Annotated in this window: 18 protein-coding genes; 13 read left to right on the top strand and 5 right to left on the bottom strand. The window is 49.0% G+C overall.

The window, feature by feature from the left end; translation table 11 throughout:
- Positions 1–5: 5 nt before the first annotated feature.
- The 3 genes from ABD028_RS17505 to ABD028_RS17495 are packed head-to-tail and all read right to left on the bottom strand — an operon-like array spanning position 6 to position 3347.
- Complete coding sequence (locus ABD028_RS17505; RefSeq protein WP_343846611.1) at positions 6–563, bottom strand: PqiC family protein; 558 nt, start codon at positions 561–563, stop codon at positions 6–8.
- Positions 563–2215, bottom strand: coding sequence for an intermembrane transport protein PqiB (pqiB, locus tag ABD028_RS17500; protein ID WP_343846609.1), 1653 nt, complete (start codon positions 2213–2215; stop codon positions 563–565). Before pqiB ends, ABD028_RS17505 begins: the two co-directional genes overlap by 1 nt.
- Positions 2205–3347, bottom strand: a complete 1143-nt coding sequence (locus ABD028_RS17495) for a paraquat-inducible protein A (protein WP_102795786.1) — start codon at positions 3345–3347, stop codon at positions 2205–2207. The genes pqiB and ABD028_RS17495 overlap by 11 nt, the downstream gene beginning before the upstream one ends.
- Before the next feature lie 353 nt (positions 3348–3700).
- Here ABD028_RS17495 and ABD028_RS17490 point away from each other — a divergent pair, with 353 nt between their 5' ends.
- Positions 3701–5731 (top strand): S9 family peptidase, encoded by a 2031-nt coding sequence (locus tag ABD028_RS17490; RefSeq protein ID WP_343846607.1) that lies wholly within the window; start codon positions 3701–3703, stop codon positions 5729–5731.
- A 62-nt stretch (positions 5732–5793) separates the two neighbouring features.
- Here ABD028_RS17490 and ABD028_RS17485 read toward each other — a convergent pair whose 3' ends face one another.
- Together ABD028_RS17485 and ABD028_RS17480 are read right to left on the bottom strand one after the other, a co-directional pair.
- Positions 5794–6258, bottom strand: coding sequence for a YybH family protein (locus ABD028_RS17485; protein ID WP_343846606.1), 465 nt, complete (start codon positions 6256–6258; stop codon positions 5794–5796).
- 105 nt (positions 6259–6363) lie between these two features.
- Positions 6364–7551, bottom strand: a complete 1188-nt coding sequence (locus ABD028_RS17480; RefSeq protein ID WP_343846605.1) for an ROK family transcriptional regulator — start codon at positions 7549–7551, stop codon at positions 6364–6366.
- Positions 7552–7712: 161 nt separating this feature from the next.
- On the opposite strand from ABD028_RS17480, the gene ABD028_RS17475 reads away from it, so the two are divergent.
- From ABD028_RS17475 to ABD028_RS17420, 12 genes are all read left to right on the top strand, one after another.
- Positions 7713–8780, top strand: coding sequence for a substrate-binding domain-containing protein (locus ABD028_RS17475; protein ID WP_343846603.1), 1068 nt, complete (start codon positions 7713–7715; stop codon positions 8778–8780).
- 1 nt (position 8781) lies between these two features.
- Complete coding sequence (locus ABD028_RS17470; protein WP_343846602.1) at positions 8782–9756, top strand: ABC transporter permease; 975 nt, start codon at positions 8782–8784, stop codon at positions 9754–9756.
- Positions 9749–10537 carry an ATP-binding cassette domain-containing protein gene (locus ABD028_RS17465; protein ID WP_102795780.1) on the top strand — a complete coding sequence of 263 codons (789 nt, stop codon included), beginning with the start codon at positions 9749–9751 and terminating at the stop codon, positions 10535–10537. Before ABD028_RS17470 ends, ABD028_RS17465 begins: the two co-directional genes overlap by 8 nt.
- A 10-nt stretch (positions 10538–10547) precedes the next feature.
- Positions 10548–12143, top strand: coding sequence for a glycoside hydrolase family 3 protein (locus ABD028_RS17460; protein WP_343846600.1), 1596 nt, complete (start codon positions 10548–10550; stop codon positions 12141–12143).
- 112 nt (positions 12144–12255) lie between these two features.
- Positions 12256–14868: a TonB-dependent receptor gene (locus ABD028_RS17455; RefSeq protein ID WP_343846598.1), complete on the top strand. Its 2613-nt coding sequence runs from the start codon at positions 12256–12258 to the stop codon at positions 14866–14868.
- Positions 14869–15206: 338 nt separating this feature from the next.
- Positions 15207–15461 carry a hypothetical protein gene (locus tag ABD028_RS17450; protein ID WP_343846596.1) on the top strand — a complete coding sequence of 85 codons (255 nt, stop codon included), beginning with the start codon at positions 15207–15209 and terminating at the stop codon, positions 15459–15461.
- 618 nt (positions 15462–16079) lie between these two features.
- Positions 16080–18263 (top strand): carbohydrate-binding protein, encoded by a 2184-nt coding sequence (locus tag ABD028_RS17445; RefSeq protein WP_343846594.1) that lies wholly within the window; start codon positions 16080–16082, stop codon positions 18261–18263.
- 1016 nt (positions 18264–19279) lie between these two features.
- A complete protein-coding gene (locus ABD028_RS17440; protein WP_102795776.1) occupies positions 19280–20281 on the top strand; it encodes a phytanoyl-CoA dioxygenase family protein in 1002 nt (333 codons plus the stop codon).
- Entirely contained in the window at positions 20281–21576 is a 1296-nt protein-coding gene (locus ABD028_RS17435) for a DUF6271 family protein (RefSeq protein ID WP_343846591.1), read from the top strand. Before ABD028_RS17440 ends, ABD028_RS17435 begins: the two co-directional genes overlap by 1 nt.
- A 9-nt stretch (positions 21577–21585) precedes the next feature.
- Positions 21586–22875, top strand: a complete 1290-nt coding sequence (locus ABD028_RS17430) for a type III PLP-dependent enzyme (protein WP_343846589.1) — start codon at positions 21586–21588, stop codon at positions 22873–22875.
- Positions 22875–23426 carry a GNAT family N-acetyltransferase gene (locus ABD028_RS17425; protein WP_343846587.1) on the top strand — a complete coding sequence of 184 codons (552 nt, stop codon included), beginning with the start codon at positions 22875–22877 and terminating at the stop codon, positions 23424–23426. Before ABD028_RS17430 ends, ABD028_RS17425 begins: the two co-directional genes overlap by 1 nt.
- Positions 23423–24292, top strand: a complete 870-nt coding sequence (locus ABD028_RS17420) for a glycosyltransferase (protein ID WP_343846586.1) — start codon at positions 23423–23425, stop codon at positions 24290–24292. The genes ABD028_RS17425 and ABD028_RS17420 overlap by 4 nt, the downstream gene beginning before the upstream one ends.
- The last annotated feature ends 5 nt before the right edge of the window (positions 24293–24297 follow it).

Genomic DNA, 24297 nt, shown 5'->3' with positions numbered 1-24297 from the left:
TTGTATCAAAGCTGTTGGAGAATGTGTTGCGCCAACTTTTCCAATAGCCCATGCATTTGTGCAACAGCATGAGGGTATCCGTCGGCCTCTAAGGGGGCACTGGCAAAGAAGTCTTGCTGGTCTTTTACTTGTCCATTGCCGTCTAGGTGCCAGTAGCGCGCCTGCAGCACAACCCCCTGTTGCTGATCGATGAGCAAATGACGAATCTGTATTCTCAACTCATCTTCGGTCATCTTTACCTGTGGCTCTGCACTGGTGATAAATCTGGTTTTGCCTTTAGCGTTCAATGCATCAGCCAGTGTCATGGGCATGCTGCGTTGTAAACTTTGCGCCCACAGATGTTGACGGGACACCTGTAATTGTCCGGTTGTGGTGCGCATTACCAGGCCGTCTTGCTGTAAATAGTCTGGCAGTGGTAACAAGCTTAAACGCATGGTTTTTGATTGATTATCCGATTGTATAGTTGGTGCCGCGGGGGGTGCCAGCAAGTAATACTGAATAGCAGGTGGCGCGCTGCTGCAGGCCGATATCAATAAGACGATGCTCAAACTTAAAAATCGCATTAATTGGCTCCTGTCGCCCTGGGCTGTGACTCGTCACCCTGGCCTGAAAATATCAGACTGTTGGGGGTTTGGTTCAACTGTTGCAATAGTGGCTGGCTTTGCTGCAGGGTGCGCTGAATTTGTTGTAAGGTACGTTGCAATTCCCCCTGGCTGGTGGAACCATCGGCAAAATCAGCCGCGAGTTGTTCCAAGCTGGCTAACGTGGCCCTTAGCTGTTCAACCAGTTGCTTGTCTTGTAATTCCGCCAGTAATCCCTGCATCGCCTGTAAACTAGTGCGTATCTCCACCATGGTCTGGGCACTGGTGCCCAGCATATCACTGGCGTTTTCAGCCAGTTCCTGCAGGGGCAAATGGTTAAACTTATCCAGCAGCGCTGAGAACTTCTCGGTCAGTTGTGATAGTTCACCGGAAACACTGGGGATAACCCGATAATTCTGTAAACTGACCAGGTCATTATGGCGTGCCGACGATGGTGCGTAAGTCAGTTCGATAAGCTGTTTGCCGGTTAACAAATTGCCATTGCCAAGTGAAGCGTGCAGTCCATCCTGTATCCACAGGTCCATTTTTTCATCCAGTTTTTGTTTGCCCACAAGGTTGTCACTTAAGCCTATCTGACCTGGATAAAGGGAAATCAGTACTGGGATCTGGTACTGAGGTTCAAGGTAAGCGGGTTGTTGCTCAAGGGGCAAATTGACCGCCAGCACTTTACCTATATTCAGTCCACGGTAGGTGACAGGGGCGCCGGGGAATAACCCTTTGACCGAATCTTCCAGCAACAGTAGGTATTCCTGGCTGTACTGGAAATCAGGCGCAGTGGCCTGCTCGTAATCCGGGTAAACTTTAAAGTAGGTGCGTTCGGTAATCACTTCGCCCTGCGGTAAATGAGCCGGTACACCAAAGGTGACGCCGTTAGTCAGCAGTGTTTGTAAATTTCCGGCCTGAATACTGAGCCCTTCTGCGCTAAGGTCCATTTTAACCCCACTGGCGTTCCAGAACCTGCTGTTGCTGGTCACCAGTTTATTATAAGGCGCCTGGATAAAGGCATTGTAATACACGGTGCGCTCGGCCACATTGAAGTGCACATGATCGATTTTCCCCACTTCCAGCCCTTTATAAATAATCGGGTCGCCAGCCGCATAGGCAAAATCCTGTCCGCTGGACAGAGTCAGGTGTAAGCCCGGGGCGCCTGCCGGGGTTAGCGGCGGTGTATCCAGCCCTTTGAACCTGACACTACGCTGGGGGCTGTTGCCCGGTTCCAATTTGATGTAGGCGCCGGACAATAGCGTCGACAAGCCTGAAATGCCGCTCAGGCTGACTTTTGGTGTAACCACCCAGAAGTTAGCGTCCTGGGTTAGCAGCGGATCGGCATCAGCGGTCATTCTGGCGGTGACAATCACACTGGATAGATCTTTTGCCAGGGTGATCTCCTTGACCAGACCGACTTCGACATCACGGGCGCGAATTTTGGTTTTTCCCGGCTCCAGGCCTTCGGCTGAACGAAACTCTATCTGTACCACAGGGCCTTGCTGGCTGAGTTGCTGATAAACCATCCACACACCAACCCCCAGCGCTATCAGGGGGATAAGCCAGACCTTAGACCAACTGGTTACCGGCTCTACGCGGGCTTGGGTCGCTATATTGTTATCTGTCATCTTGTTGATGGTTCCATATCAATCTTGCATCGAAACTATTGGCCGCCAGCATGGTGAGCAATACTACGCCTGAAAAAGCCATTGCTGCAGGGCCTGGGTACACTGCCATGGTATTACCCAGTTGTACCAGGCTGACCAGTATGGCCACCACGAATACATCGATCATCGACCAGCGGCCGATAAAGTCGGTAATACGGTATAACCTGGTGCGCCAGGTACGTAAACCAGGACTGTTACGCTGGATACTGTAGTTGAGCCAGGCCAGGACAATCAGTTTGGCGATGGGGATCAGCAGGCTGGCGACAAAGATGATCACGGCAATGGGATAAGAGCCACCCCGCCATAAGGTAACAACACCACCCAATATGGTGTTGGGATCCTCTTTGCCCAGCAGCATAGTGGTCATAATAGGGAATAGGTTGGCAGGAATGTATAAGATCACCGATGCCGCCAGCAATGCCCAGGTGCGCTGTACCGTCTTATGCCTGCAAGGGGGGATGCGTCTGGCCGATTGCCAGCGATTTTCACCCAACAGCCGAAGTTGCCTGGTGAGCTGAAATTCATCCAAATACAGCAACACCGTGACCAGACAAAGGGTAAAGAGTAAATAGGCGTAGAACGACATGCCGAGTTCAATATCGGCAATGGATTGCATCTTTACCAGACTAATCAGCGCGCCGATAAAGAATATCTCCGCCATGCTCCAGGGCAGCAGGGTAAATATCAGTTTTTTGACCCAGGCTCCTCTGGGTGGATATTGCTCTGCCCGGATAAATACCGCCAGATAACACAGACCGAGTAAAATACAGCCGGGGACGACATAAATGGCCAGGATCTGCAGCACCGCTAACAGCATATACTCCTGATCAACCAAAGTACTGATGCTAAGTGGAATGCTCATGGCCTGAAACTGGCCACGTAAATCGAAAATCATAAAATCAAACGGCAGCGACGCCAGCAGAAAACACAGTCCCGCCAAGCTAAATGCCAGTATTTTATCTGTAGCCAGATGCCGATACTGGCTCAGCATGTAACCGCAGCGCGGGCAGATGGCTCGCTGCCGATGCGCCAGGGCAGGGATATGCACCTTAAGGTCGCATTCCGGGCAGCGGCTGGATATGGATGCTGGCATAGGGAAGATAAGCCCAATGGGTCGTGTTGCCAGTGTAATCATCCTCGGTCTGGGTGTGCAAGTGCTTGAATTTTCTGATGGCTAAGCATAAAGCCGAGGCATTAGAGCCTGTTGACCTTTTAAGTATAGATTTTGTGCAAATCCAGCCTCTTCTACTCACTCATGTAGAATCACTACTCCGCGTTCGCGCTGCCTTGTATAAAGGGCTCACAAACTGCTGCAAAATCATACTCAGTAGGTCAACACGCTCTTAGCTACCGGGCGCGAAATCTGCAGCCTTGAACCTGTCGGGGCTTGTTCACCCGGACAATTATTTTTATGGTAAGTAACAAAGCAACCTGTGAGATTCAAATATGATAAAAACAACCAGCCTGCTGCTAGCGACCATGCTGATGGCCAGTCAGTCTATGGCGCAAAACAACAAATTCAGTGCCGAGGATATTTTCGAACTGGAGTATGCCAGTGATGTGCAGATAAGCCACGATGGCGGACATATTGCCTATGTACGCAGTGGTTATGACATTATGACCGACGGCCATCGCAGCAGTGTATGGTTATTTGACCTCGATAAGCAAAGCAATGTGCCCCTGCTGGCAGATGGTCACCAATACAGCCAACCTCGCTGGTCACCGGATGGAAAAAAACTGGCCTATGTGTCAGATGCCAGTGGCAGCAGACAATTACACCTTTATTGGCTGGATGAAGATAAAAGTGCGGTACTGACTCAGTTGCAAAAAGGTGTCAGTGATATTAGCTGGTCTCCTGATGGTAAATGGCTGGCGTTTACCATGGATGTACCTCAGGGCAAGTCTGATTATGCCAAATCAGTGAAGCGAATCAGCAAGCCCAAGGGAGCCAAATGGTCTGAAGAGCCTATTATTGTTGACAAGGTCCGCTATCAGGCCGATGGACGTGGCTTACTGGAGCCGGCTTTTAAACAGGTTTTTGTTATTCCGGCCAGTGGTGGCACCCCCAGACAACTGACGCAGGGGGAATTTCAGCATTATGGTCCGCTGGCCTGGCGTCCGGACGGCCAGGCCCTGTTGTTTTCCGCTAATTTTAACCCCGATTGGGAGTACCAGACCGGCGAAGCCGACATTCATCAGGTAGATTTACAGTCGGGTAATATCACCGCTGTCACTCAGCAGCCTGGCAGTGAGCGCCAGCCGATGTTCAGTGCCGACGGTAAGTATCTGACTTATTTGCAAGAAGGGAATGAACCTGTTCCTTATAACACCAGCCGGGTTGCATTGCTGAAATGGGGAGAGGACTCGCCGAAGATCTTGACCGATAAACTGGACCGGTCTGTGGACGATGTACAGTGGCAGGGCAGCCGTAATCTGGTGATACAGTATGACGATAACGGCAAGCGTAAACTGGCCGAGTTGAGTTTGGCGGGTAAACTCAAGGAACTGACTGACGAGTTATCAGGTACCAGCTTGGGAAGGCCTTACATCAGCGGGCGTTTCAGTCTGGCGGACAATGGTGCCATTGCCTTTACCCTCGGCACCGCCCAGCGTCCTGCCGATTTAGGGTATCTGTATAAGGGCAAACAACGCCAGTTAACCGCGTTGAACGATGATCTGCTCAGCCACAAGGAACTTGGTCAGGTCCACGAGATTGAATATGCCTCGTCCTTTGACGGCGAAAAAATCCAGGGCTGGTACATTACCCCGCCGGGGTTTGACCCGGCCCAGCAATACCCGTTGTTACTGGAAATTCATGGTGGCCCACATCTGGCTTATGGACCGCACTTTGCAGCAGAGTTGCAGCGCTATGCGGCAGAGGGTTATGTGGTGTTTTATGCCAACCACAGAGGCAGTACGTCTTACGGTGAACGTTTTGCCATGCTGCTGGATGGAAAATACAGCTCCAAAGAAGACTTTGCCGACCATAATTCCGGCGTCGATGCCCTGCTGGCCAAAGGGTTTATTGATAAAAACAACCTGTTTATTGCCGGTGGTTCTGCCGGGGGAATCGCCACGGCCTATGCGATTGGCCTGACCGACAGATTTAACGCCGCTGCCATTACCAAACCGGTTATCAATTGGGTCAGCAAGGTACTGACTGCCGACAGCTATCTTGGTCAGATTCGCAATCAATTCCCTGGTATGCCCTGGGACAATCTTGAGCACTACTGGCAGCGTTCGCCATTGTCGCTGGTGGGCAATGTGAAAACTCCATCGCTGATTATGACCGGTGAAGCGGACAGGCGTACGCCCATTTCTGAGTCAGAGCAGTTTTATCAGGCGTTGAAGCTACAAAAGGTGGATACCGTTCTGGTCAGAGTGCCAGGTGCGCCGCATGGTATAGCCGGTAAACCTTCAAGAATGATTGCCAAAATTGAACATACCCTGGCCTGGTTTGAGCGCTACAAAAAATAGAACGCCTTTAGGTACCACACTGGGGTCACAGATAGGTGATCCCAGCGCAGCAGAACGACGCATTACTGCGTTGCTGGCGCAGGGCACCTGGGGGTGCCCTTGTCAAATACAACGCGCCAGTGGCCGTCTTCTTCCAGTCGCCAAACCGAATTAAAAGTGGCAAAGCGTTCACCCTGTTGGTTGTAAACCGGTCCGCTACTATAAGCAAGTGTACCTGAGGCCAGCACCGTAACCTGTTCAGGTGCCCAGGAAAAAGGGGCCTCGGGCCCTTGAAAGTAGCCTTGCCACTGGCTGACAATTTCCTCGCGCCCCGTCGACGCGTTGTTGCCGTTAAAAAATACCGCTTCAGCAGCAATAAACCGGGCAAATGCTTGCAGATCTCTGTTTGCCATACTTTGCGCAAAGGCGGTTTCGGCCTGCCAGACCTGCTGTTGTGGCGATGGGTTTTCATCTGTCCGGGCGTTTAGCGTGACAGTATTCAGTAAAAAAGCAGTGCCCAGTAAAAAGGCGGCGGCATGGACCTGCATAGGGTTCTCCTGTCTAAAATGACTAATTATTTATAATTTATGTACACAGAAACACCTAAGCCATCCCGATAAGATACGGGCTGGTAAGCCAAATCTCAGCTCGTGCTAGTTTGCTACAAACAACAAAGCTTGCTTGGTGGTCAGTTCGGCTAATTGCGGCAGGCGGGCAGCATAGGGCTGATGCATATCCAAGGCACTGTGTAAGGGCAGGGTGGCTACACCACTTAAGGCAATGTCCTGCACATTGGGGGTTTTGAGAATACGGGGTACATCGCGTTCACCGTATTGGGATATGGATGGGATCAGCGGACGTAACCTGGCAATCAGCAGATCCAGCAGCTCTGGCGTGATATCACCGCCAAAAATAATGGTTTGGGTGTTGAGCACTGACTCCAGCATATGAATAGCTATGCGCATAGGTTCGGCAGCTTGTTCCAGCCATTTGTCTACCAACTGCGGCTGACTGTCCAGCAAAGCCGCCATGCCAACCAAATCCATATGCGGTTGACGGGCCTGGCTGCGTAACGCGTCCAGCGAAGCAAAATCGTTAAGGCGGCCCAGTTCTCCATCTTTGTCACTGGTTTCCGGTGTGACAAAAATTTCGCCCATGGCGCCGGTGAGCTGATTGTGACCCAGCATAATCTGGCGACCAAATACCACCGCCGATTCCACCTGCAAACCCAGGTGTATATATACAAAGCTGTTCAGGCCTCTGGCTTCGCCATGCAACATATGGCAGGCGGCGCAGGCGGCGGCAGTGGTTTCCAGCACCACTGGTTGATTGAGTTTGTCAGCAAGCAGTTGAGTAAAATCCTGTCTGGCCTGATGGTTGGGATATTGATGGTCAAACTGATCAACAAAACTCAGGCCAATACCCAGCAAGTCACCGGGTTCTACAGCATAGTCGGCCAGCAGTGCCTGCATAGCCAGTTCCAACCCATGTTCCAGCGACGCGCCACGTTCAATCTGACATTGCCCGAGCTTTTCGTTGGTCAGGTTATACATGGCCAACTGACAGTGCTGGGCAAATACACGGATGCCCAGGCTGTAGGTGCCTTTGCCTGACAAGGCCAGCATTTTGGATGGCTTACCAACGGTTCCTTCTTTTTTGATGCCTAACTCGGCGACCAGATCAGCGGCCAGCAGTTCATCCACCATATTGGTAATGGTTTGTTTGGTCAGGCCGGTAATCTTGGCAATCTCTGCCCTGGATATAGGGCTAAGGGTGGCGATATGTGACAGCACCAGCCGTAGATTCAACGCTTTGTTTTGTTTGGAGTTTGATGCCTGCAACTATCACGTCTCTGGATTCAAAGTGGCCGGAACATTGTACGTATTATGCTGATCGCTGCCAGCACTATTTGTTGCATTTTTATTTAAGTAAAAATGATTGACATATGAAACGGTCACCCTACACTAGCCTTAGATGTAAAGTTAACGTAATAGGGTTGTGAATGCTAAAGCTGTTTTTACCGCTGGCCTGTGGCCTGATGTTATTGGGGCCACCTGCTGGTGCCAAGGATGAGCCTGACTTTGTTGCTGCGCTGGCCAATGCCGCTAAAGCAGACAAAATCGTAATTGATGCCGAGCAGGCTCATCGTCTTAAAAATAAACAATTAACGGCGGCCATGGCCTGGCACGGTGCCAGCCCGTGGATCAGCGCGGTCAATCGCGGCGCCACAGACACCTTCGAGCGTTATGGAGTAAAGGTACTGGTGACCACAGATGCCCAGTATGATCCGGCCAAGCAGGTGGCTGATATAGAAAATATTCAAGCCCTTAACCCGGACATGCTGTTGTCACTGGTGATTGATGGTATCAGCGCCAAGGTGGGGCTACAAAAAACCGTGGACAGCGGCACCAAACTGGTATTGCTGAGTAACCCAATTCCGGGGTTTGTTCATGGTCAGGATTACGCCGGGATCGTTTCTGATGATATGCAGGGCATGGGGCAAAAAGCGGCCGAGGCCGTTAACCGTCACCTGCAGGGCAAGGGCAAGGGCAAAGTAGGAGTGATATTCCACGATGTAAATTACTTTGTGACCAACACCAGAGATCAGGCATTCCTGAAGGCACTTGAAGGTTACCCGGGTATTGAAATTACCGCTAAAAAGGGGTTTGTTAAAGAGCAGGATACCAGTGCTATCGCCTCTGCCATGATGCTCAGAAATCCAGATATCGATGTGATTTATGTGGCCTGGGATTCTGCCGCCGAAGGGGTGGTGGAAGCGCTGCGCGGCGATGGCTTTTCTAAAGTAAAAGTTGTGTCTCACGATCTGGGGGTCAACAACCTGCTGGATATGGCCCAGCGTGGCAATATGCTGGCCTCCGTGGCGGATCGTCCCTACGAGATTGGCGCCACCATGGCCAGAGTGGCCCTGCTGGCCGAGCTGGGCGAATCTGCTCCATTATTTACCCTGGTACCTTTTGACCTGGTGACCCGCGACAATATCCGCGATGTCTGGCAACAAGCTTATCAGGCCGATGTACCACGAATTATCAACCTTGCCCTTGGAGACTAACATGTCCACCACTTCACCTGCGCTGGCGCGCCAGGACTGGGCTACCAAGCTACTGAAGCGCCAGTATTTTATTTACTACATGTTTATTCTGGTGTTGGCTGGTTTTGCCATCTTCCTGAATGACACCGGCTTTTTAAGCCTGAGTAACTTTATGAATATTATCCGCCAGACCGCGCCTATTACTATTATGGCGGTGGGCCTGAGTTTTGCGCTGGCGGTGGGGCACATTGACCTGTCCATTGGTTCAGTGGTGGCACTCAGTGCCATTGTGGGGGCCATTTTACTGCAATATGTAGGTATGCCAATGGCTGTGGCCGGGGCATTGCTGACCGGTATGTTAGTGGGTCTGATCAATGGTTTGTTGATTGAACGGCTCAGAGTCTCGTCACTGCTGATAACGCTGGGCACCATGGGCGTGATCACTGGTATTACCCGCCAGGTCAGCAATCTTGAGTCTATCCCGGTGATCGACCCCATGTTCCGAGCCTTATTTGGTAATGGCGAGTTTCTGGGCGTGCCCGGATTGCTGTGGTGGACCCTGATCTTTGCCCTGATTGGTTATGTGGTGCTGAATAAACTGGTGTTTGGTCGCCACCTACTGGCGGTGGGCGGCAGCCCCGAGTCAGCGCGTGCCATGGGGATTCGTATCGAAAATGTGCGTATCAAGGCACTGATCGTATGCTCACTCTGTGCAGCCATTGCCGGTTTGCTGTATGCCGGTCGCTTGGCGGGCGCCCGTTATACCCTGGGAGAAGCGGACCTGCTCACCGTGATTGCTGCGGTGGCCATTGGCGGCGCCAGTTTGTTTGGTGGACGGGTCAGTATTATTGGTGCGGTTATCGGTTCCTGGCTGATGGGCATGATCAACAACGGTTTAATTCTGTCGGGCTTTTCCACCGACGAACAAATGATTACCCGTGGGCTGATTTTGATTACCGCTGTCGCCATCGGCGCAAGGGAGGCAAGAAATGGTTAGAAATGCATTGAGCCAGACCATTCTGGAAGTCAAAGGGATCACCAAACGTTTTGGTGGGGTGGAAGCCCTGCGTGGGGTGAGCTTTAAGGTTAACAAAGGGGAAGTGGTGGGGCTGCTGGGCGACAACGGTGCCGGTAAGTCAACCCTGGTCAGATGTATCTCTGGTATTCATCCACCGGATGAAGGCGAGATCCTGATTGCCGATAAGCCGGTAAAACTCAATTCGCCCATGGATGCCCGGGATGCCGGTATCGAAACGGTGTTTCAGGATCTGGCCATCGTGCCTGAATTTGACGTGGTACAGAATCTGTATCTGAACCGGGAAATCCGCTCGTCCAATCCGCTACTACGTTGGTTGGGTTGGCTGGATACCAAAGCCATGACCAAGCGTAGTCAGAAATCCCTGAATCGCCTCAACAGCCGTATTCCCAGTCTGAATGAAAAGATTGTGAATCTTTCTGGTGGTCAGCGTCAGGCGGTTGCCATTGCCCGCGCTGTTAGCTGGGGGGCTGAAGTGGTGATTATGGATGAGCCCACCGCCGCCCTTGGGGTGGAACAAAGTGCCCAGGTAAATGAGCTGATTAAACTGATTAGTTCGCAGGGCGTGGCTGTGGTCTTGATCAGCCATAATATGCAGCACGTCATGGATACCTGCGATCGCGCTGTGGTGTTGTATCAGGGCCGTTGCAGTGCCGATGTGGCCATTGCCGATGTGGATAAGAACGATCTGGTGTCGCTGATCACTGGTGCGTCAGGTCTGCAATTCGCCGAGTCTGCGTAGGAGAGAATGGATGCAGAAGAATATCAGGCAATTATTGGATGCCATGAGTCTGGAAGAAAAGGTTGGGCAATTATTTGTGCTGGCCTTTGCCGGACGGGATTTGGATTACGCCAGCTATCTGGTACGTGAGCGCCATATTGGTGGCTTCTACCTGACCGATGATAATGCGGCCACCCCTGAGCAGGCTAAGCAGCTGGCAACCCAGTTACAACATCAGGCCAGCCTGCGTCCTTGTGATGCTCCATTACTGTTGGCGGTGGACCAGGAAGGGGCCTGGGGTATCTTAACCAAATATTTGGATCTGGGGCCGGGTAACCTGGCGCTGGGTAAGGCAGACGATGAAAAGCTGACGTCAGAGGTATATCAGATGTTTGCCCGGCAAATCGGCGCTCTGGGTTATAACTGTATTCTTGGCCCGTGTGCCGATGTAAATACCAACCCGGACAATCCGATTATCGGCCAGCGCAGTTTTGGTGAACAGCCGCAAGCGGTAGCCAGACAGGTTTGCGCCGCGGTAGAGGGGCTGCATCAGGGCGGATTACTGGCCTGTGCCAAACATTTCCCCGGTCATGGTGACACCGCCGAAGACAGTCATCAAACCCTGCCGGTGGTGGATAAATCCGAGGCTGAACTGCTGGAGCAGGATCTGATGCCGTTCCAGGCCGCCGTTAACGCGGGAGTGGATCTGGTGATGACCAGCCATATTCGCTTTCCGCAACTGGACAGTGACTTACCCGCGACCTTATCCAAACCCATTCTGACTGAACTACTAAAGCAGCAAATGGGGTTTGGCGGCATTATTATCACCGACAGTATGAATATGTGGGCGATGCGGCGTCAGTATGACCCCGTTGGGGCTGCTTTAATGGCCCTGGAGGCCGGCGCGCATCTGGTGATGCTGTCGGAAGAACATTATGAAAATCAAAGCACCGACTACAAGGCTATTCAAAAAGCCACGCTGGACGGAGTGATTGATGCGGTGCGACAAGGCAGAGTGAGTGAGACTTTGCTGGATAGCCGGCTGGGTGAGGTACTCACTATGCGTTATCAGAAGCTGCAACGACCATCCAGTCCCCTGATTCAAACCCAGGATGGGAAACTGTCGGTGCAGGCAGCACGACAAGCGATACGGCGCCTCAGGGAGAATAAGCCCATGCCCGATTTAACCACGCCCTGTTATTTTATCCCGTTGGCAGACCCTGCCAATCAGGAGCGCCTGGTTAACAGTCGCGGTATTGGTCCCAATGATCCCAGGGCTGCCAGCAGCGAGCTGCTCAAGTCGTTGCACGGCAAGCTACCTGAACTTATTGCGGTGGAATTTCCCCAGTTGCAGGCCTTCTTAACCGCACCTGATCAGCGTTTTGCCGATAAACCCATTCTTGCCGTGTGGGAGGATTACCCTTTGCCAGGGGAAGACTTCGACCCCGCGCAAGGACAAAGGCTGACGCAGCTGTTACAGCAATATCCGGATAATCTGCATTTGCTGCTGCTCGGACCTGACTACCCGCTTCAGCATTTTTCAAACGTGCAAAGCTGTATCTGCACCTACTCCAGCCGCTGGGTGTCAGCCCAGGCCCTGGCTGAGTTTTTACTAACCCGTAATTAACTTTTTTAACAAACAGTTGACATTAGTCTAAATGATGGATAAATAATAAGTAAAACCAAAAGACATATTGTCATTTACACCAGATAGCAATTAAAACGAGAGGATAGGGAATATGAACAGATCACTTAGCCGCCTGACACTAGCCATCCTGGCCGGTTGCTGTGCTTTACCCGTTACCGCCCAGGAAAGCGCCGCCACTGGCGCCGAGGCGGCTGACAACACCGAAGTTATCCAGGTTCGTGGCATTCGTGGCAGCCTGACCCAGGCGCTGAACACTAAACGTTTTTCCAACTCAGTTTTGGATTCGGTAAGTGCTGAGGACATTGGTGATTTCCCTGATAAAAATATTGGTGATGCATTGCAACGCATACCTGGTGTCACTGTAAGCCGGAGCTACGGTGAAGTCGATGGTGTCAATATACGTGGAACGTCCCCACAACAGAGCATGGTATTGTTGAATGGTCAGAACGTTGCGTCAGTTGGTTGGTTCGACTTAGGTGGCTTTAAGCGAAGCTTTAACTTTGAGCTGATGTCAGCGGAGCAGATTTCTCAGATGGATGTTTATAAATCTGCCAAAGCTGATATTAACGAAGGTGCAATGGGCGGTACGATTAACCTGAAAACCAGAAAGCCTTTGGATTTGGATGCATTTACCGTTGCAGCATCAGTAGAGAGCAGCAAAAACTCCAATGCTGATGGTTGGGAGTCCGGTGTATCTGGTTTGTTTAGCTGGAAAGATGAAGATGAAAAACTTGGTGTCCTAGTTGCACACTCGATTCAGAATCAATCGATTAATCGGCAAACAACAAGCTCATTCCTACCGCCAAGTGATGGTTGGGCGAAAATTGGTGATCCTTCTCTTGATGTCGCTGTGCCAATTGGGTTTGGCTCAATTTTATTTGATGAAGAACGGAAACGTGAGAGCTCTCAGGTATCACTTCAATATCAGGCATCAGAAAACCTATTGTTCTCATTAGATTACAATAATTTTGTATTAGAGAACCCGCACGTAAATACAGCACTGTTTGGATATTTTCATCTGAATTCTAAATTAGTACCAGAATCAATTGTTGAAAAAAATGGTGTTGCAGTGGCGGGTACAGTTGTGCCTGTTACTGACGAAGGCTACCACGTTCCTTTGTTTATAAACCCAGTAATTCGTGACCCCAAGATGGAATCGGATGTGATCAATTTAACTGCAAACTATCGCAGGGATAATTGGGAGCTGGACCTGGTTTTGGGTAAGTCAGATGCGAAATCAAGAGGGCTTCAATCAAGTACATGGTTTGGAAACTTTAATGATAAAAGTAAAACTGAGTACGACTATGACATTACAGGTACCCATATATTTAAGCCAAAATATATGGATAGTATTATGGATCACTCTCAACAATCTCTGTACCAAGAGTTTTCTTACCTGAATAATTTTAGGGACCACAATGTAGAGTATTATCAGGCGGATTATAAACTTGAACTTGATAGTGATTTTATCAGCAGCGTTAAAGTAGGAGTGAAATATCAAGAGCAAATGTTTGTTGGTGGGCAGGAAAGATATACTTATATTAAAAATGATACCTATCCTGAAGGAAGTATACATAACGGCATTCTAGATAAGGCTATGGCAGATGGCCTCGCAATGGATGACTTCAACGGTGGCATAGCGAGTGGTCTACATGGGGAAAATGCACGGCCTGGAACAGCAACGCAGTTCCCTTTGATCAATACATCAATATTAGATTATGCCGAGAAAAATAAAACCGACACATATTATGATAGTAAGTTCTCTACTGAGGAAGACATTACTTCATTGTATGTAATGGCAGACATACGTTTTGGAAATTGGCGTGGAGATGTTGGTCTGCGTTATGTGCAAACCGATGTGTTGTCTAAAACATATGACTCCTTTAATCCAAACCAAGTGGATGAAAGGGGAACAAAAAAATATAACAATCTGTTACCTAGCCTGAATTTAGTTAACGAGTTAGCGGACGATTTACTGTTGCGTGTTGCAGCAGGCTCAACGGTATCTAGACCCGACTATGACCAAATTCAGATGTCTACTCCAATTCTTGAGCATAGAAAAGAAGCTAAGGTAGGGACACCAGATCTGGAACCCTATACTTCTGACCAAGTTGACCTGGGTATTGAATGGTATTTCAATGAATCATCTTTACTAAGTGCAACCACTTTTTACAAAGATATAAAAGACTATATTGAACAGACTACAGAGCTAGAATCAATAGATGGCTGTAATGAGTGCTTGATCACAAGATTCAGAAATGCTGGGGATGCTAGTGTGCTTGGGCTGGAGTTGCAGTACCTGCAAGATTTCGGCAATGGATTTGGTCTCACAGCCAATTATACATGGACAGATAGTGAGCTAGAAAAGTTCAATGGCGAAAAGATAAGCATGTATGGTGTTTCCGATAACTCACTGAATGTATCTGGCTATTATGAGGGCGAAGTTTTCACCGCACGGATAGCTTATAACTACAGAGATGAATATACGTTTAACTATAATAGTGCTGACGCAACTGCAAAACCTTTTGATCAAGTTGATGCATCACTTATTTGGCATGTTACAGAGCAAATTGATATCTCATTGGAAGCTGTAAATATATTCAATGAGACGCGCATTGGTACACTTCCTGATTTTGGTAATATTTATCACTCTGTAGACGAATTTGGTGCTCGTTATTTTGTTGGTGCGAGTTTTAAAATGTAGTAAGGCAAGCGCAGCCGTTAATGGCTGCGCTTTTTTATTTAAAAAGGAGCGTAAAAATGGAGAAGCTGAAGTTTTTAGTTTTAGGATTGGGCCTCTCACTATCCGTTATTAATGTTGGGGCAACTGAGCAGAATATGGCTGAAAAGACCTATAGCTGTTTTAGTTCAAGCTGCAGTCGAAATGTCATATATGATATGGCAGCTGCTGATGGATTTCCAAGAAACCGTGTCTTTGTAACATGTTCTGTTCACGGGTGGTTTACTATGTGTAGAGGAATTGCCAGTTAATTTGTGTTGTTGAAAATTCTTTGTAATTAAATTTTATTCAGGAAGAAAAATATGATTAGTTTAAAGAAGTTGACAATATTTGGATTTTTAGCTGTGTCATCATCCATGGTGGTTGCAGGTCAGTGGGTCGTAAAAAATATTTCATCACATGGGCGTACAGAAGAGCAAGCAAGACAAAGTTTTTACGATCAAATAGGTGATAATGGCTGGCCTATTTCTGGTCCAAATTGTCAGGATATTCTTCGCCCACCCTTTGGTGGCGGTATGTGGATTTGCACTGGAAGTGCAAGATTTTATATTCCATAGTTTTCATTGCATTAAAGCTATTTTTGAAGTGTTTTTTATGTGTTCGAATTAGTTTACTTAAGAGGGATTTTTAAATGAAATTTAGTAAATTTATCAGTCGATTTTCAGTGATTTCACTAATTGCCGTGTCGGTCAGTGCCTTTGCAGGGACTTGGGAGTTAAGAGACTTCGCCGGCAGTGGCTCTGGATACAGCTCAGCGCTTGCTAACTATTGGGCTAATGTTGGTGACAACAGGGCCCAGGGGTGGCCTACATGCGGCCCTCTTGCTCCAGGTATGGGAATTTGGATTTGCACTGGAAAAGCATGGGTATATGTAGAGTAATAATCTACAAAGTAGTCAATTTTTAAATTTGTCCAAACCTATTTATAAGGATTTTGATATGAAAAAACATGGGAAGTGTTCGGCCGGATTGACTGCTTTTGTTTGATAAAACGTCAAATAACTCACCCGGAAGAGTCAAAAATTAAATGGAATTACCCATTTTAGTTTCAATAAATTCGCAAAGGTCAGATGGCAGTTTCTGGCCTGAATAAGCCGGGTGAGTTCCCACCCAGAATAACAATAATGAGATGCAGTAGTTGTCGGTCTCATGCCATCATTAACTAGAGGATCGGATATGAAATTGAGATTGTCCTTGCTGGCTGCCTGTTGTGCAGCGTCCGTCAGCGCTCAAGCCGCCAATGGTGGGGTACAGGATTTCCTGGATGCCCTGCGTAACTTTGAATCTGGCATTAACCCCAATCTGGCGGATTTCTATCTGCAGAATCTGAATAACCCGGTGTATACCTACGCACAGGTATCAGCACCAGGCAAAATGGTTCGTGATTGTGCCACCGGCAGCATGATTCCTGAGCCTACTACCATCAGTGAGTTTTTTACGAAGTTGGGGGTAGATGGCTACTACAATTCCCAAACTCCTTATGATGCGCAGATGTACCGCAATATGCAGTACAACTCGCTCAATGCCTGGGGTTTTGTCGGCTATCAACTGGGTGAGGCGCTGCTGATTGATACTGGCTATTACAGCCCGGTAACTAAGGTCGTCAACGGTGTTGAATACGACAGCTTCTATATCTTTGTAGATGACAGCAACTGGATTGGTTGTAAAACCGAAGCCCTGGTAGAAGTAGTAGGCTCCGGCGGCAATAAAGTGGTGGCGACTTCCTTGAACAACTGGGAAGGCACCTTTATTGGTAAGAACGGTATCAACTCCTTTGCCGATCTGCGTATTCCGGAGAAGCAGGAACTAGTGATGCGTGACGCCATGCGTTTTAACTACAACGTGATGACGCAGTTACTGGAAGATGCCAATATGACCTGGGCACAGGCCCTCGCCAAGAGCTGGCCGGATACCGACGAAAACGGCAATCCTATTCAGGTTCAGGCCACTATGTCTGGTTTGCTGGCTGCCGCTCACTTACGTGGTGCCTGGGGCACTGGTGCTCTGCTGACACAAGACCAGATCACCTGTGACGAGCTGGGCACTTGTATCACCAAGTACGTACATAAATTTGGTGGTTACAACACCTTGTTTGATACGCCGGCTACTGAGACCATTGAAGGTTCCAGCTATAACGAAACCCTGTCTGCTGGCTGGGGCGACGATACCGTGATTACCGGCGGTGGCGTAGACACTATTCTGCTTAATGAACAATCCAACTCTGCGGTGACTGTCAACGATTTCACTGTTGGGGAAGATTTAATCGTTCTGCGTGACTGGGCTGACCCAGCACCACTGTCCAATCTGGTGGTATCTGATACTGCTGATGGTGCACTGTTGTCTTTCTCCTCACAGTCAGTATTGATTAAAGGTGCGACGGCAGCTCAGATCAACGCAAACCCCTCAGCCGTGATTGTACAGTCCAAGGTCTTTACTATGGCCTGGAGTGGTACTCAGGTTGCCAATAACTTCAACCCTGCGGTAGATAAAATCCGCGGCACTGCCGGTATCGGTTTTAAACATCTGAAAGCCTATGAAAGCAATGGCTCGCTGTTTGTTGGCGTACAAGCCGCCGACGGTGGTATTTACAGCTATGTCGAAATGCCCGGATTGGGCCTGAATGACTTGCATGTAGGCATGTTTGACAATATGACCGGCAGCTTCGACCGTCTGGGTTATGTTGTTTCCCTTGGCTGGCAAACCTGGGGTTGGAATATGGTGGTCACCGTTGACACCTTCTTCCCGGATAAAACCGAAATCAGCCTGGGTGTATTCCAGTACAGCTTCAGCCAGTTACAGCTGAGCCAAAATGGCGCAGATACCGTGCTGTCATTAACTCCTGCCGCTGCTGGTGGTAATAACAAGCAACTGGTCCTGAAAAATACCCTGGTGTCGGATTTAAGCGCCGCTAACTTCACAGGTGTATCGGGTAACTTCAGCGATATCACCATCGATAATCCGGTGTTCTTTGATATCAGCGCCAGCGTCTCTGGTGGTAACGGCAGCATTAGTCCTGCCCCCGTTGGTGGCGTGATTACCGCGCAGGGCAATCAGGACTTTACCGTTACCTTTGTACCGGATAGCGGTTACACGGTAGATACCCTGGTGGTAGACGGCGTGTCAGTGGCAGCAGCATCAAGCTATACCTTTAGTAATCTGAATGCGGCGCATAGCCTGGTGGTGAGCTTTAAGGTCGGTGATACCGGGCCAACCTGCCCGGCGGCCTGGAATGCCAGCTCGGTATACACTGGCGGAATGCAGGCAACCTACAATGGCACGATTTACGAAGCTAAATGGTGGTCGCAAAACAACCTGCCAACAGCGGGTGATCCCTGGAAAGTCATTGGCCCCTGCTCCTGATAAAACGCTGATTTTATCGTCTGTCAGGTTCTGATATTCGCGGGCTGGCAACTAAGCGGCCCGCGACATCAACCAACAGACTAGGTTGGCCGAGCAACATTGTTGTGAGTTCAGGCACCTGGGATTCAATATAAACCGTTAAGTACAAAGCCGGTAAGGACTAGCCCTCTCGTTTTTACCGGTTTTTTTATTCTTCTTTCTAAGTTATTTATTCGGCTGCATTTAAGAAACCATCATATTTATCCATGTGAGATATTTCAGTCTTCACTTAGGTCATAAATTTGTCATCATAAGATGGGCGGTATTCTTTGCAATGCATTGCCATATATTTTGTTAATGTTACTTGTAATGTTTCTGCGTTATTGAATTTGTCTCAATCCTTAAATCTAAGCCTATATGACCTGATTAAGGGGTTTGTTAACTACTGTTACTTTTGTAAGTATGGAAATTGGGTTAAAACCTGGTGCTTGATTAAGATGCTATTTTTTAATTTATTACCTCCTCTTTTGCTCTGATTTTTGAATTTTTTATTCTATCGTAAATACCTATATTTCAATCTTTTTGTATAAATTTTGTTAACCATTTCTTTAATGATTTGTAAATTGTAACATATTGAAATCAATGTATTTATCCCTTGAATGACAGCGCTGTCAATATTACTATCAGTGCATCTTGATAGAGGTTTGTCTGAGTTTGTATGCAAATGGAGTTTGTGTTTTATCTCGATTTTTTTAGTTTGATGTATCGCAAGAAACTCAGGTGTATGGCATAAGGCGATATGTCTTGTTGTTTCATATTAACGCATTGCCATATTTATCTTATTTGTCGTCAGTAAAAATATTTATGCTTGTCTTGCTGGTGTTTTGTGTTGACACTAATTAAACGACCTTATTTAGATTGATGTGTCTTTTGTAATGAGCTGTTTTTTAAAGGTGTATTTCAAAGTTTTGTAAAGTGGTTTTCGATGGCATTGGATGTCATATCACACGGATTTAATAAGCAACAAGGTGTACTTTATGAGTGATAAGACCAATAAGGATTTCGTCAGTCTTGATGGAGAAAGTTATTACGTAAAAAATCCATTAAGTAAGATGGAAAAAGCGTTGCCATTAAGAACTTTGTCTGAGGAAGATTTCAGACACTGGCAGGATTATGGCTATGTCATCGTTAAAAATGCGATTGCCAGGGAAAAGGCACTAACGCTATTCGACACGGCTTGTGATTTTCAGCAACTAAACAAGTCTGATCCCGCTACCTGGTACCCACCAAAGCAGTTCAAAACAGAGCTGGAAGAGCATTTATACATCTATGGTTTTGTTGAGATGTACCAACACCAGTTGCAATGGGATATCCGCCAAAGTGAGCGGGTATACAACGCTTTCGTGGATATTTGGGATACCGAAGCCCTTTGGGTCACCCTGGATCGCGTTAACCTCAATCCACCCAATATAGGCAACCGTTCACGGGCGAGAATTCCTGCCACCGACAAAGGCTTTGATATTCACCTGCACTGGGATGTGAATACCAAACACCAGCTATTGCCACAAAGGGTGCAGGGCATTATCGCACTAAATGACAGTGACGACAGTACCGGCGGTTTCCAGTGTTGTCCGGCACTATTTAAAGACTACGACAATTGGCTGTTAAGCCAACCAGACGACCGGGACCCTGTGCGCCCCGATATCCGCGAAGCTGGTTACCCCATTGTGCAGCCCAGGCTGGAAGCGGGGGATATGCTGATCTTCAACGGCTGGCTGGCGCACGGGGTAAAACAGAACAGCTCAGAAAATGGCATCCGCAGTGTATTTTATCTGTCAATGATGCCGGCGCTTAATGACAACGCGCGCTTAACCGCATCGCGGGTGGATTCATGGCGCAACCTCAGTACACCTTGTTGGAACAAAACTCTGATTGGGGATCAGGACCGTCATGAAAGCCTGCGCTATGGTCCTGCAGAATTAACCCCGTTGGGGGAAAAGTTGCTGGGGTTAATGTCATGGCAAGAAGGAGAGCAATAATGCGCAGGATCTGTCTGGCTTTACCCACCAATCGCCAGTGTATGGCGACCATCGAGCTGCTTTATAAAGAAGCCTGTTATGCGGCATCAAATTTTGATGTGCAGGTCTGTTTGTTGATCATCGATACCTCAGAACCACAGGCACTGGAAAAAAACGCCACAGCTGTCAGCCATTTGCCAGTGTCCCCCAATATAGAAGTGGTGCATCTGGATGAATCACAGCAGCGGCAATTTCTACACACACTGTGCCAGCGAGCTGGGCACGAATCTGAGCGCTTGCTGGAGCTGATGCTGCCACAAGGCGTGTCTTATGGTGCCTGCACCAACCGCGCTTTTTTGTTTGCCGCAGCGCTTAATTGCCAGACGGTGCACCGCCGCGATTCAGACTGCCACTATCAGGTATTACACGGCGATATCATTTTTCCGATTCATCAGGAATTGCTGAGTTTAGGGCTCATGGCAAGTACCGTCAGCGATGCCAGTATCACCCGTGATCTCACCGAAAGTCAGACGTCGCAAGCTGTGGCGATGGTTGCGGCTTCCTTTATTGGTGAAATGTCGGTGGATATTGGTGAAATGCAGCAATTATCTGCTGATATCTATTTTGATGTGGTGAAACTCTGGGCCAAAAAGGGCGCAACCCAAGCCGAACAGCTTGAACTGGTTGCAGAGTCCTTTAAAGGTGCTGGCACCGAAGTCTTTAGCGCTGACCGTGCCACCCTGGGCCGTGCCGACCCTATGCGGGTGGATATGTGCAATATCAGCTTTTTTGGCGTACAGGAAGTGGTGCCATTGCCACCGGCAAAGGACACCATAGGGTCGGATTACTTTCTGATTCATTTGGTTTATCACGCTGAACTGCCTGCCGTGGTGCATAACCGCCATATCGACAACTTCTATACGCCTGAACGCAGAACCGACCAAGGTTTTGCCAATTACCAGCGGCGCTTTATCAAATTTATGCTGTCTATGCCTTATTTTCACCGGGCCTACCAGCTAATGGCTGCAGCCGGCCCTGGTGCACTGCTTGACAAACAGCAGCGCATCAATAGTGCTGAGGTCTGCCACATTATTGAAAGCACCTTAAATATTGATACTGACCATAGTCATCAGGTGTTTGACGACATTATCAGAAATTACCGATTACTGGGTGGGCGCTACCAAAGTGTGGCCAACCAACTGGTAAACGAGAAGAACAGCCTTATCGAGCGGGCCAAGCTGGATATGCAAGATTACCTGTTTTTATCCAGGAACTGGATGCAACTCATTAATTTATCTAAAGAATTAGGATTATAGGTGAAGAACATGCTGCCATATACGCTTTCGCAAGACGCTGATGTACATTGTGCGGATGATGAAATCATCTTTGACCTGGACGGGATCCAGCGCCAGTTCTGCAGACTGCAAAAAGAGATCCCCGAACTGGATATTCGCTTTGCAATTAAATCCTGCCCGGTGAATGAAGTGCTACAAACCCTGGTGAGCGCCGGGGCCGGATTTGATGCGGCCAGTATTGCTGAAATCAAACAAGCCCTCGCCATAGGCGGGGACATCCAGCGAATTCACTACGGCAATACCATTAAATCCGATAAGCAGATTGCCGAGGCTCACCAACTGGGAGTCAGAGATTTTGCCGCAGACAGCCGCGATGAAATTCTGGCCATTGCCAGATTTGCGCCAGGCAGCCGGGTGTTCTGCCGGTTGGCCACCGACGGTAAAGGGGCAGTATATGGCTTAAGCCGCAAGTTTGGCAGTTCGGTGTCCGCCTTGGTCGAGAATCTGTTGCTGGCCAGGGAGTCGGGTCTGGTACCTGCTGGTATTTCTGTCCATATTGGTTCGCAGCAAATGTCAGATGCTGCCTGGACCGCGCTATTTGAACGGCTTGGTAAGGTAGGGCAGGAGTTACAGCGCCTGGGGATCCGGCTGGAATATATCAATCTTGGTGGTGGCTTGCCTGCCCGAGGATACAGCACTAAAGCCGGTGAACCCTTGCGGCCGGATCTTGAAGCCATTCTTCTGGCGATTCGCAACGGCATGCAGAATCTGCAGCAGCAACTAAAGCAGAATCTGCGCTTTATCCTTGAGCCAGGACGTTTCCTGGTGGCGGACTTTGGTGTGATCCGTGCACACGTTTTGCGCCTGTCGCAACGGGTGCAGCCGGAGGGCAGGGAACAGCACTGGCTATTTTTAAGCTGTGGTCGTTTCAATGGCCTGTACGAAACCGATGCACTGCGTTATCAGATGATCTTTCCTGGTCATGACAGCACCGATACGGTGGGTTGTATTGTGGCCGGTCCCACCTGCGATAGTGATGACGTGTTTAATGATGAGAACAACCTGATCAGTGTACCTCGCAGCTTAAAATCCGGTGACGAAGTGTGGCTTTTGTCCTGCGGCGCTTATTCAACCAGCTATACCACGGTAGGTTTTAACGGTTTTAAACCCCTTAAGCGTAGCTTTATCCGGGATACAGGCACGCAGCTGGCTGAACAGACGGTGCTGGTGGATAGCGCCCGGCATATGCAGGAGCTGGCCCGCTGGAGCAGCTTAACCAACATAGCGTCCGAAAAGCGCAGCCAGGCAGGTAACGCCTGATGACACACTATGCCAAGTTAACGTCACCCGATAGCCAGATGAGTGAACAGTCAGCCGCCGGGCTGGCCTTCAGAAAACTGCAGGGCAGAGACTGGCCACGGATTATGCAGGTTCAGCAACTTACCTATCCCGATACACTGCTGGAAAGTCAGCCGGCTTTACAGGCCAAACAGGCTGTCTCGCCGGATACCTGTTTTGTGGTGGATGTGCAAGGGCAGGTGGAAGGTTATCTGCTGGCCTTACCCTATCAATTGGGTAGGTCGCCGTCTTTGAATGATGACAGGGATATGGCGGCCATCTTCGATAACTTGCATATCCATGATTTCTGCCTGAGTCCTGCTTGTCGTGGGCAGGGTATGGGCAGACGTATTATTCAGGGCTTGTTGTCATCTCCAGCACTGAACCGATTCAAAACCGCTTCGGTGGTCAGTGTGATGAACAGCCGCTATTTCTGGGAAAGCTTTGGCTTTTCTGATTATTGCCACCCTTGTGCGCCAAATCTGTCCTCTTATGGGCAGGAGGCCAGTTATTTGTCTTTGGACTTGTCATGAATATTTCAGTGGTTATTCCTACATACAACCGCCAGACCTTGTTGCAACACACGCTGGAGTCTCTGTGTCGGCAAACATTGGACAAAGAGGCATTTGAGGTCATTGTGGTGGACGATGGCGGTACCGATCAATCTGCAGCGCTTTGCCAGTCATTCGAGCACAGGCTGAACATCCGTTATTTTTGGCAAACGGATGCGGGATTCAGACCCGCCAAAGCCAGAAACGTTGGTATTGTGGCGGCGGAGGGCGAGGTGATCCTGATGCTGGACTCCGGGATTATCCTCAGCCAACAGGGCCTGGCCAGACATGTGCAGCGCCATCAATCTGCTGAGCTGAATAAAGTGGTGATTGGCTATGTGTATGGCTTTAAGGCTGATCAGCAGGCGCTGACTACTGTGATCGAGTCTGTCAGCAGCGAGGATGTTGATGCGTCTGTTCAGGTTATGCAGCAAGCCGGGCTATTTGACAGTCGCCAATGGCAATACGATGAACTGGGCAAGAATCTGGCCATGTGGCCTGCACCTTTCGACATTTTCTGGACAGCCCATGTATCAGCGAAACGCAGTGAACTGATTCGCGCCGGCTTGTTTGATGAAAGCTTTACCTCCTGGGGTGGTGAAGATGTGGACCTGGGTATTCGTTTGTTTCACAACAACAATAAGTACGAGCTGGCGGACGACATCTGTGCTATCCACTGGCCGCATTTCGAGCAGTCCGGCAGCAGTGAGGCTGAGAATGAGGCGGCGATCAATGCAGTTATCAAGATCAATCAGAAGTATCAATCCTGGCAGACCAGTTTTTATATGAAAACACTGGGTGAACCGCTGTATTCATTGAATAAAGTTGTCCGGGTGCTGGGAAAATAAGGAAG

The sequence above is a fragment of the Bowmanella denitrificans genome (assembly GCF_039522935.1).
Lineage (GTDB): Bacteria > Pseudomonadota > Gammaproteobacteria > Enterobacterales > Alteromonadaceae > Bowmanella > Bowmanella denitrificans.
This window is presented reverse-complemented; position numbering and strand designations above follow the sequence as displayed.

Coding starts and splice junctions, on each gene's coding strand:
- ABD028_RS17485 (WP_343846606.1), bottom strand. CDS start 6,258: ATGCAGGTCCATGCCGCCGCCTTTTTACTGGGCACTGCTTTTTTACTG.
- ABD028_RS17470 (WP_343846602.1), top strand. CDS start 8,782: ATGTCCACCACTTCACCTGCGCTGGCGCGCCAGGACTGGGCTACCAAG.
- ABD028_RS17440 (WP_102795776.1), top strand. CDS start 19,280: ATGAGTGATAAGACCAATAAGGATTTCGTCAGTCTTGATGGAGAAAGT.
- ABD028_RS17465 (WP_102795780.1), top strand. CDS start 9,749: ATGGTTAGAAATGCATTGAGCCAGACCATTCTGGAAGTCAAAGGGATC.
- ABD028_RS17430 (WP_343846589.1), top strand. CDS start 21,586: ATGCTGCCATATACGCTTTCGCAAGACGCTGATGTACATTGTGCGGAT.
- ABD028_RS17490 (WP_343846607.1), top strand. CDS start 3,701: ATGATAAAAACAACCAGCCTGCTGCTAGCGACCATGCTGATGGCCAGT.
- pqiB (WP_343846609.1), bottom strand. CDS start 2,215: ATGACAGATAACAATATAGCGACCCAAGCCCGCGTAGAGCCGGTAACC.
- ABD028_RS17420 (WP_343846586.1), top strand. CDS start 23,423: ATGAATATTTCAGTGGTTATTCCTACATACAACCGCCAGACCTTGTTG.
- ABD028_RS17460 (WP_343846600.1), top strand. CDS start 10,548: ATGCAGAAGAATATCAGGCAATTATTGGATGCCATGAGTCTGGAAGAA.
- ABD028_RS17505 (WP_343846611.1), bottom strand. CDS start 563: ATGCGATTTTTAAGTTTGAGCATCGTCTTATTGATATCGGCCTGCAGC.
- ABD028_RS17495 (WP_102795786.1), bottom strand. CDS start 3,347: ATGCCAGCATCCATATCCAGCCGCTGCCCGGAATGCGACCTTAAGGTG.
- ABD028_RS17445 (WP_343846594.1), top strand. CDS start 16,080: ATGAAATTGAGATTGTCCTTGCTGGCTGCCTGTTGTGCAGCGTCCGTC.
- ABD028_RS17450 (WP_343846596.1), top strand. CDS start 15,207: ATGATTAGTTTAAAGAAGTTGACAATATTTGGATTTTTAGCTGTGTCA.
- ABD028_RS17425 (WP_343846587.1), top strand. CDS start 22,875: ATGACACACTATGCCAAGTTAACGTCACCCGATAGCCAGATGAGTGAA.
- ABD028_RS17435 (WP_343846591.1), top strand. CDS start 20,281: ATGCGCAGGATCTGTCTGGCTTTACCCACCAATCGCCAGTGTATGGCG.
- ABD028_RS17475 (WP_343846603.1), top strand. CDS start 7,713: ATGCTAAAGCTGTTTTTACCGCTGGCCTGTGGCCTGATGTTATTGGGG.
- ABD028_RS17455 (WP_343846598.1), top strand. CDS start 12,256: ATGAACAGATCACTTAGCCGCCTGACACTAGCCATCCTGGCCGGTTGC.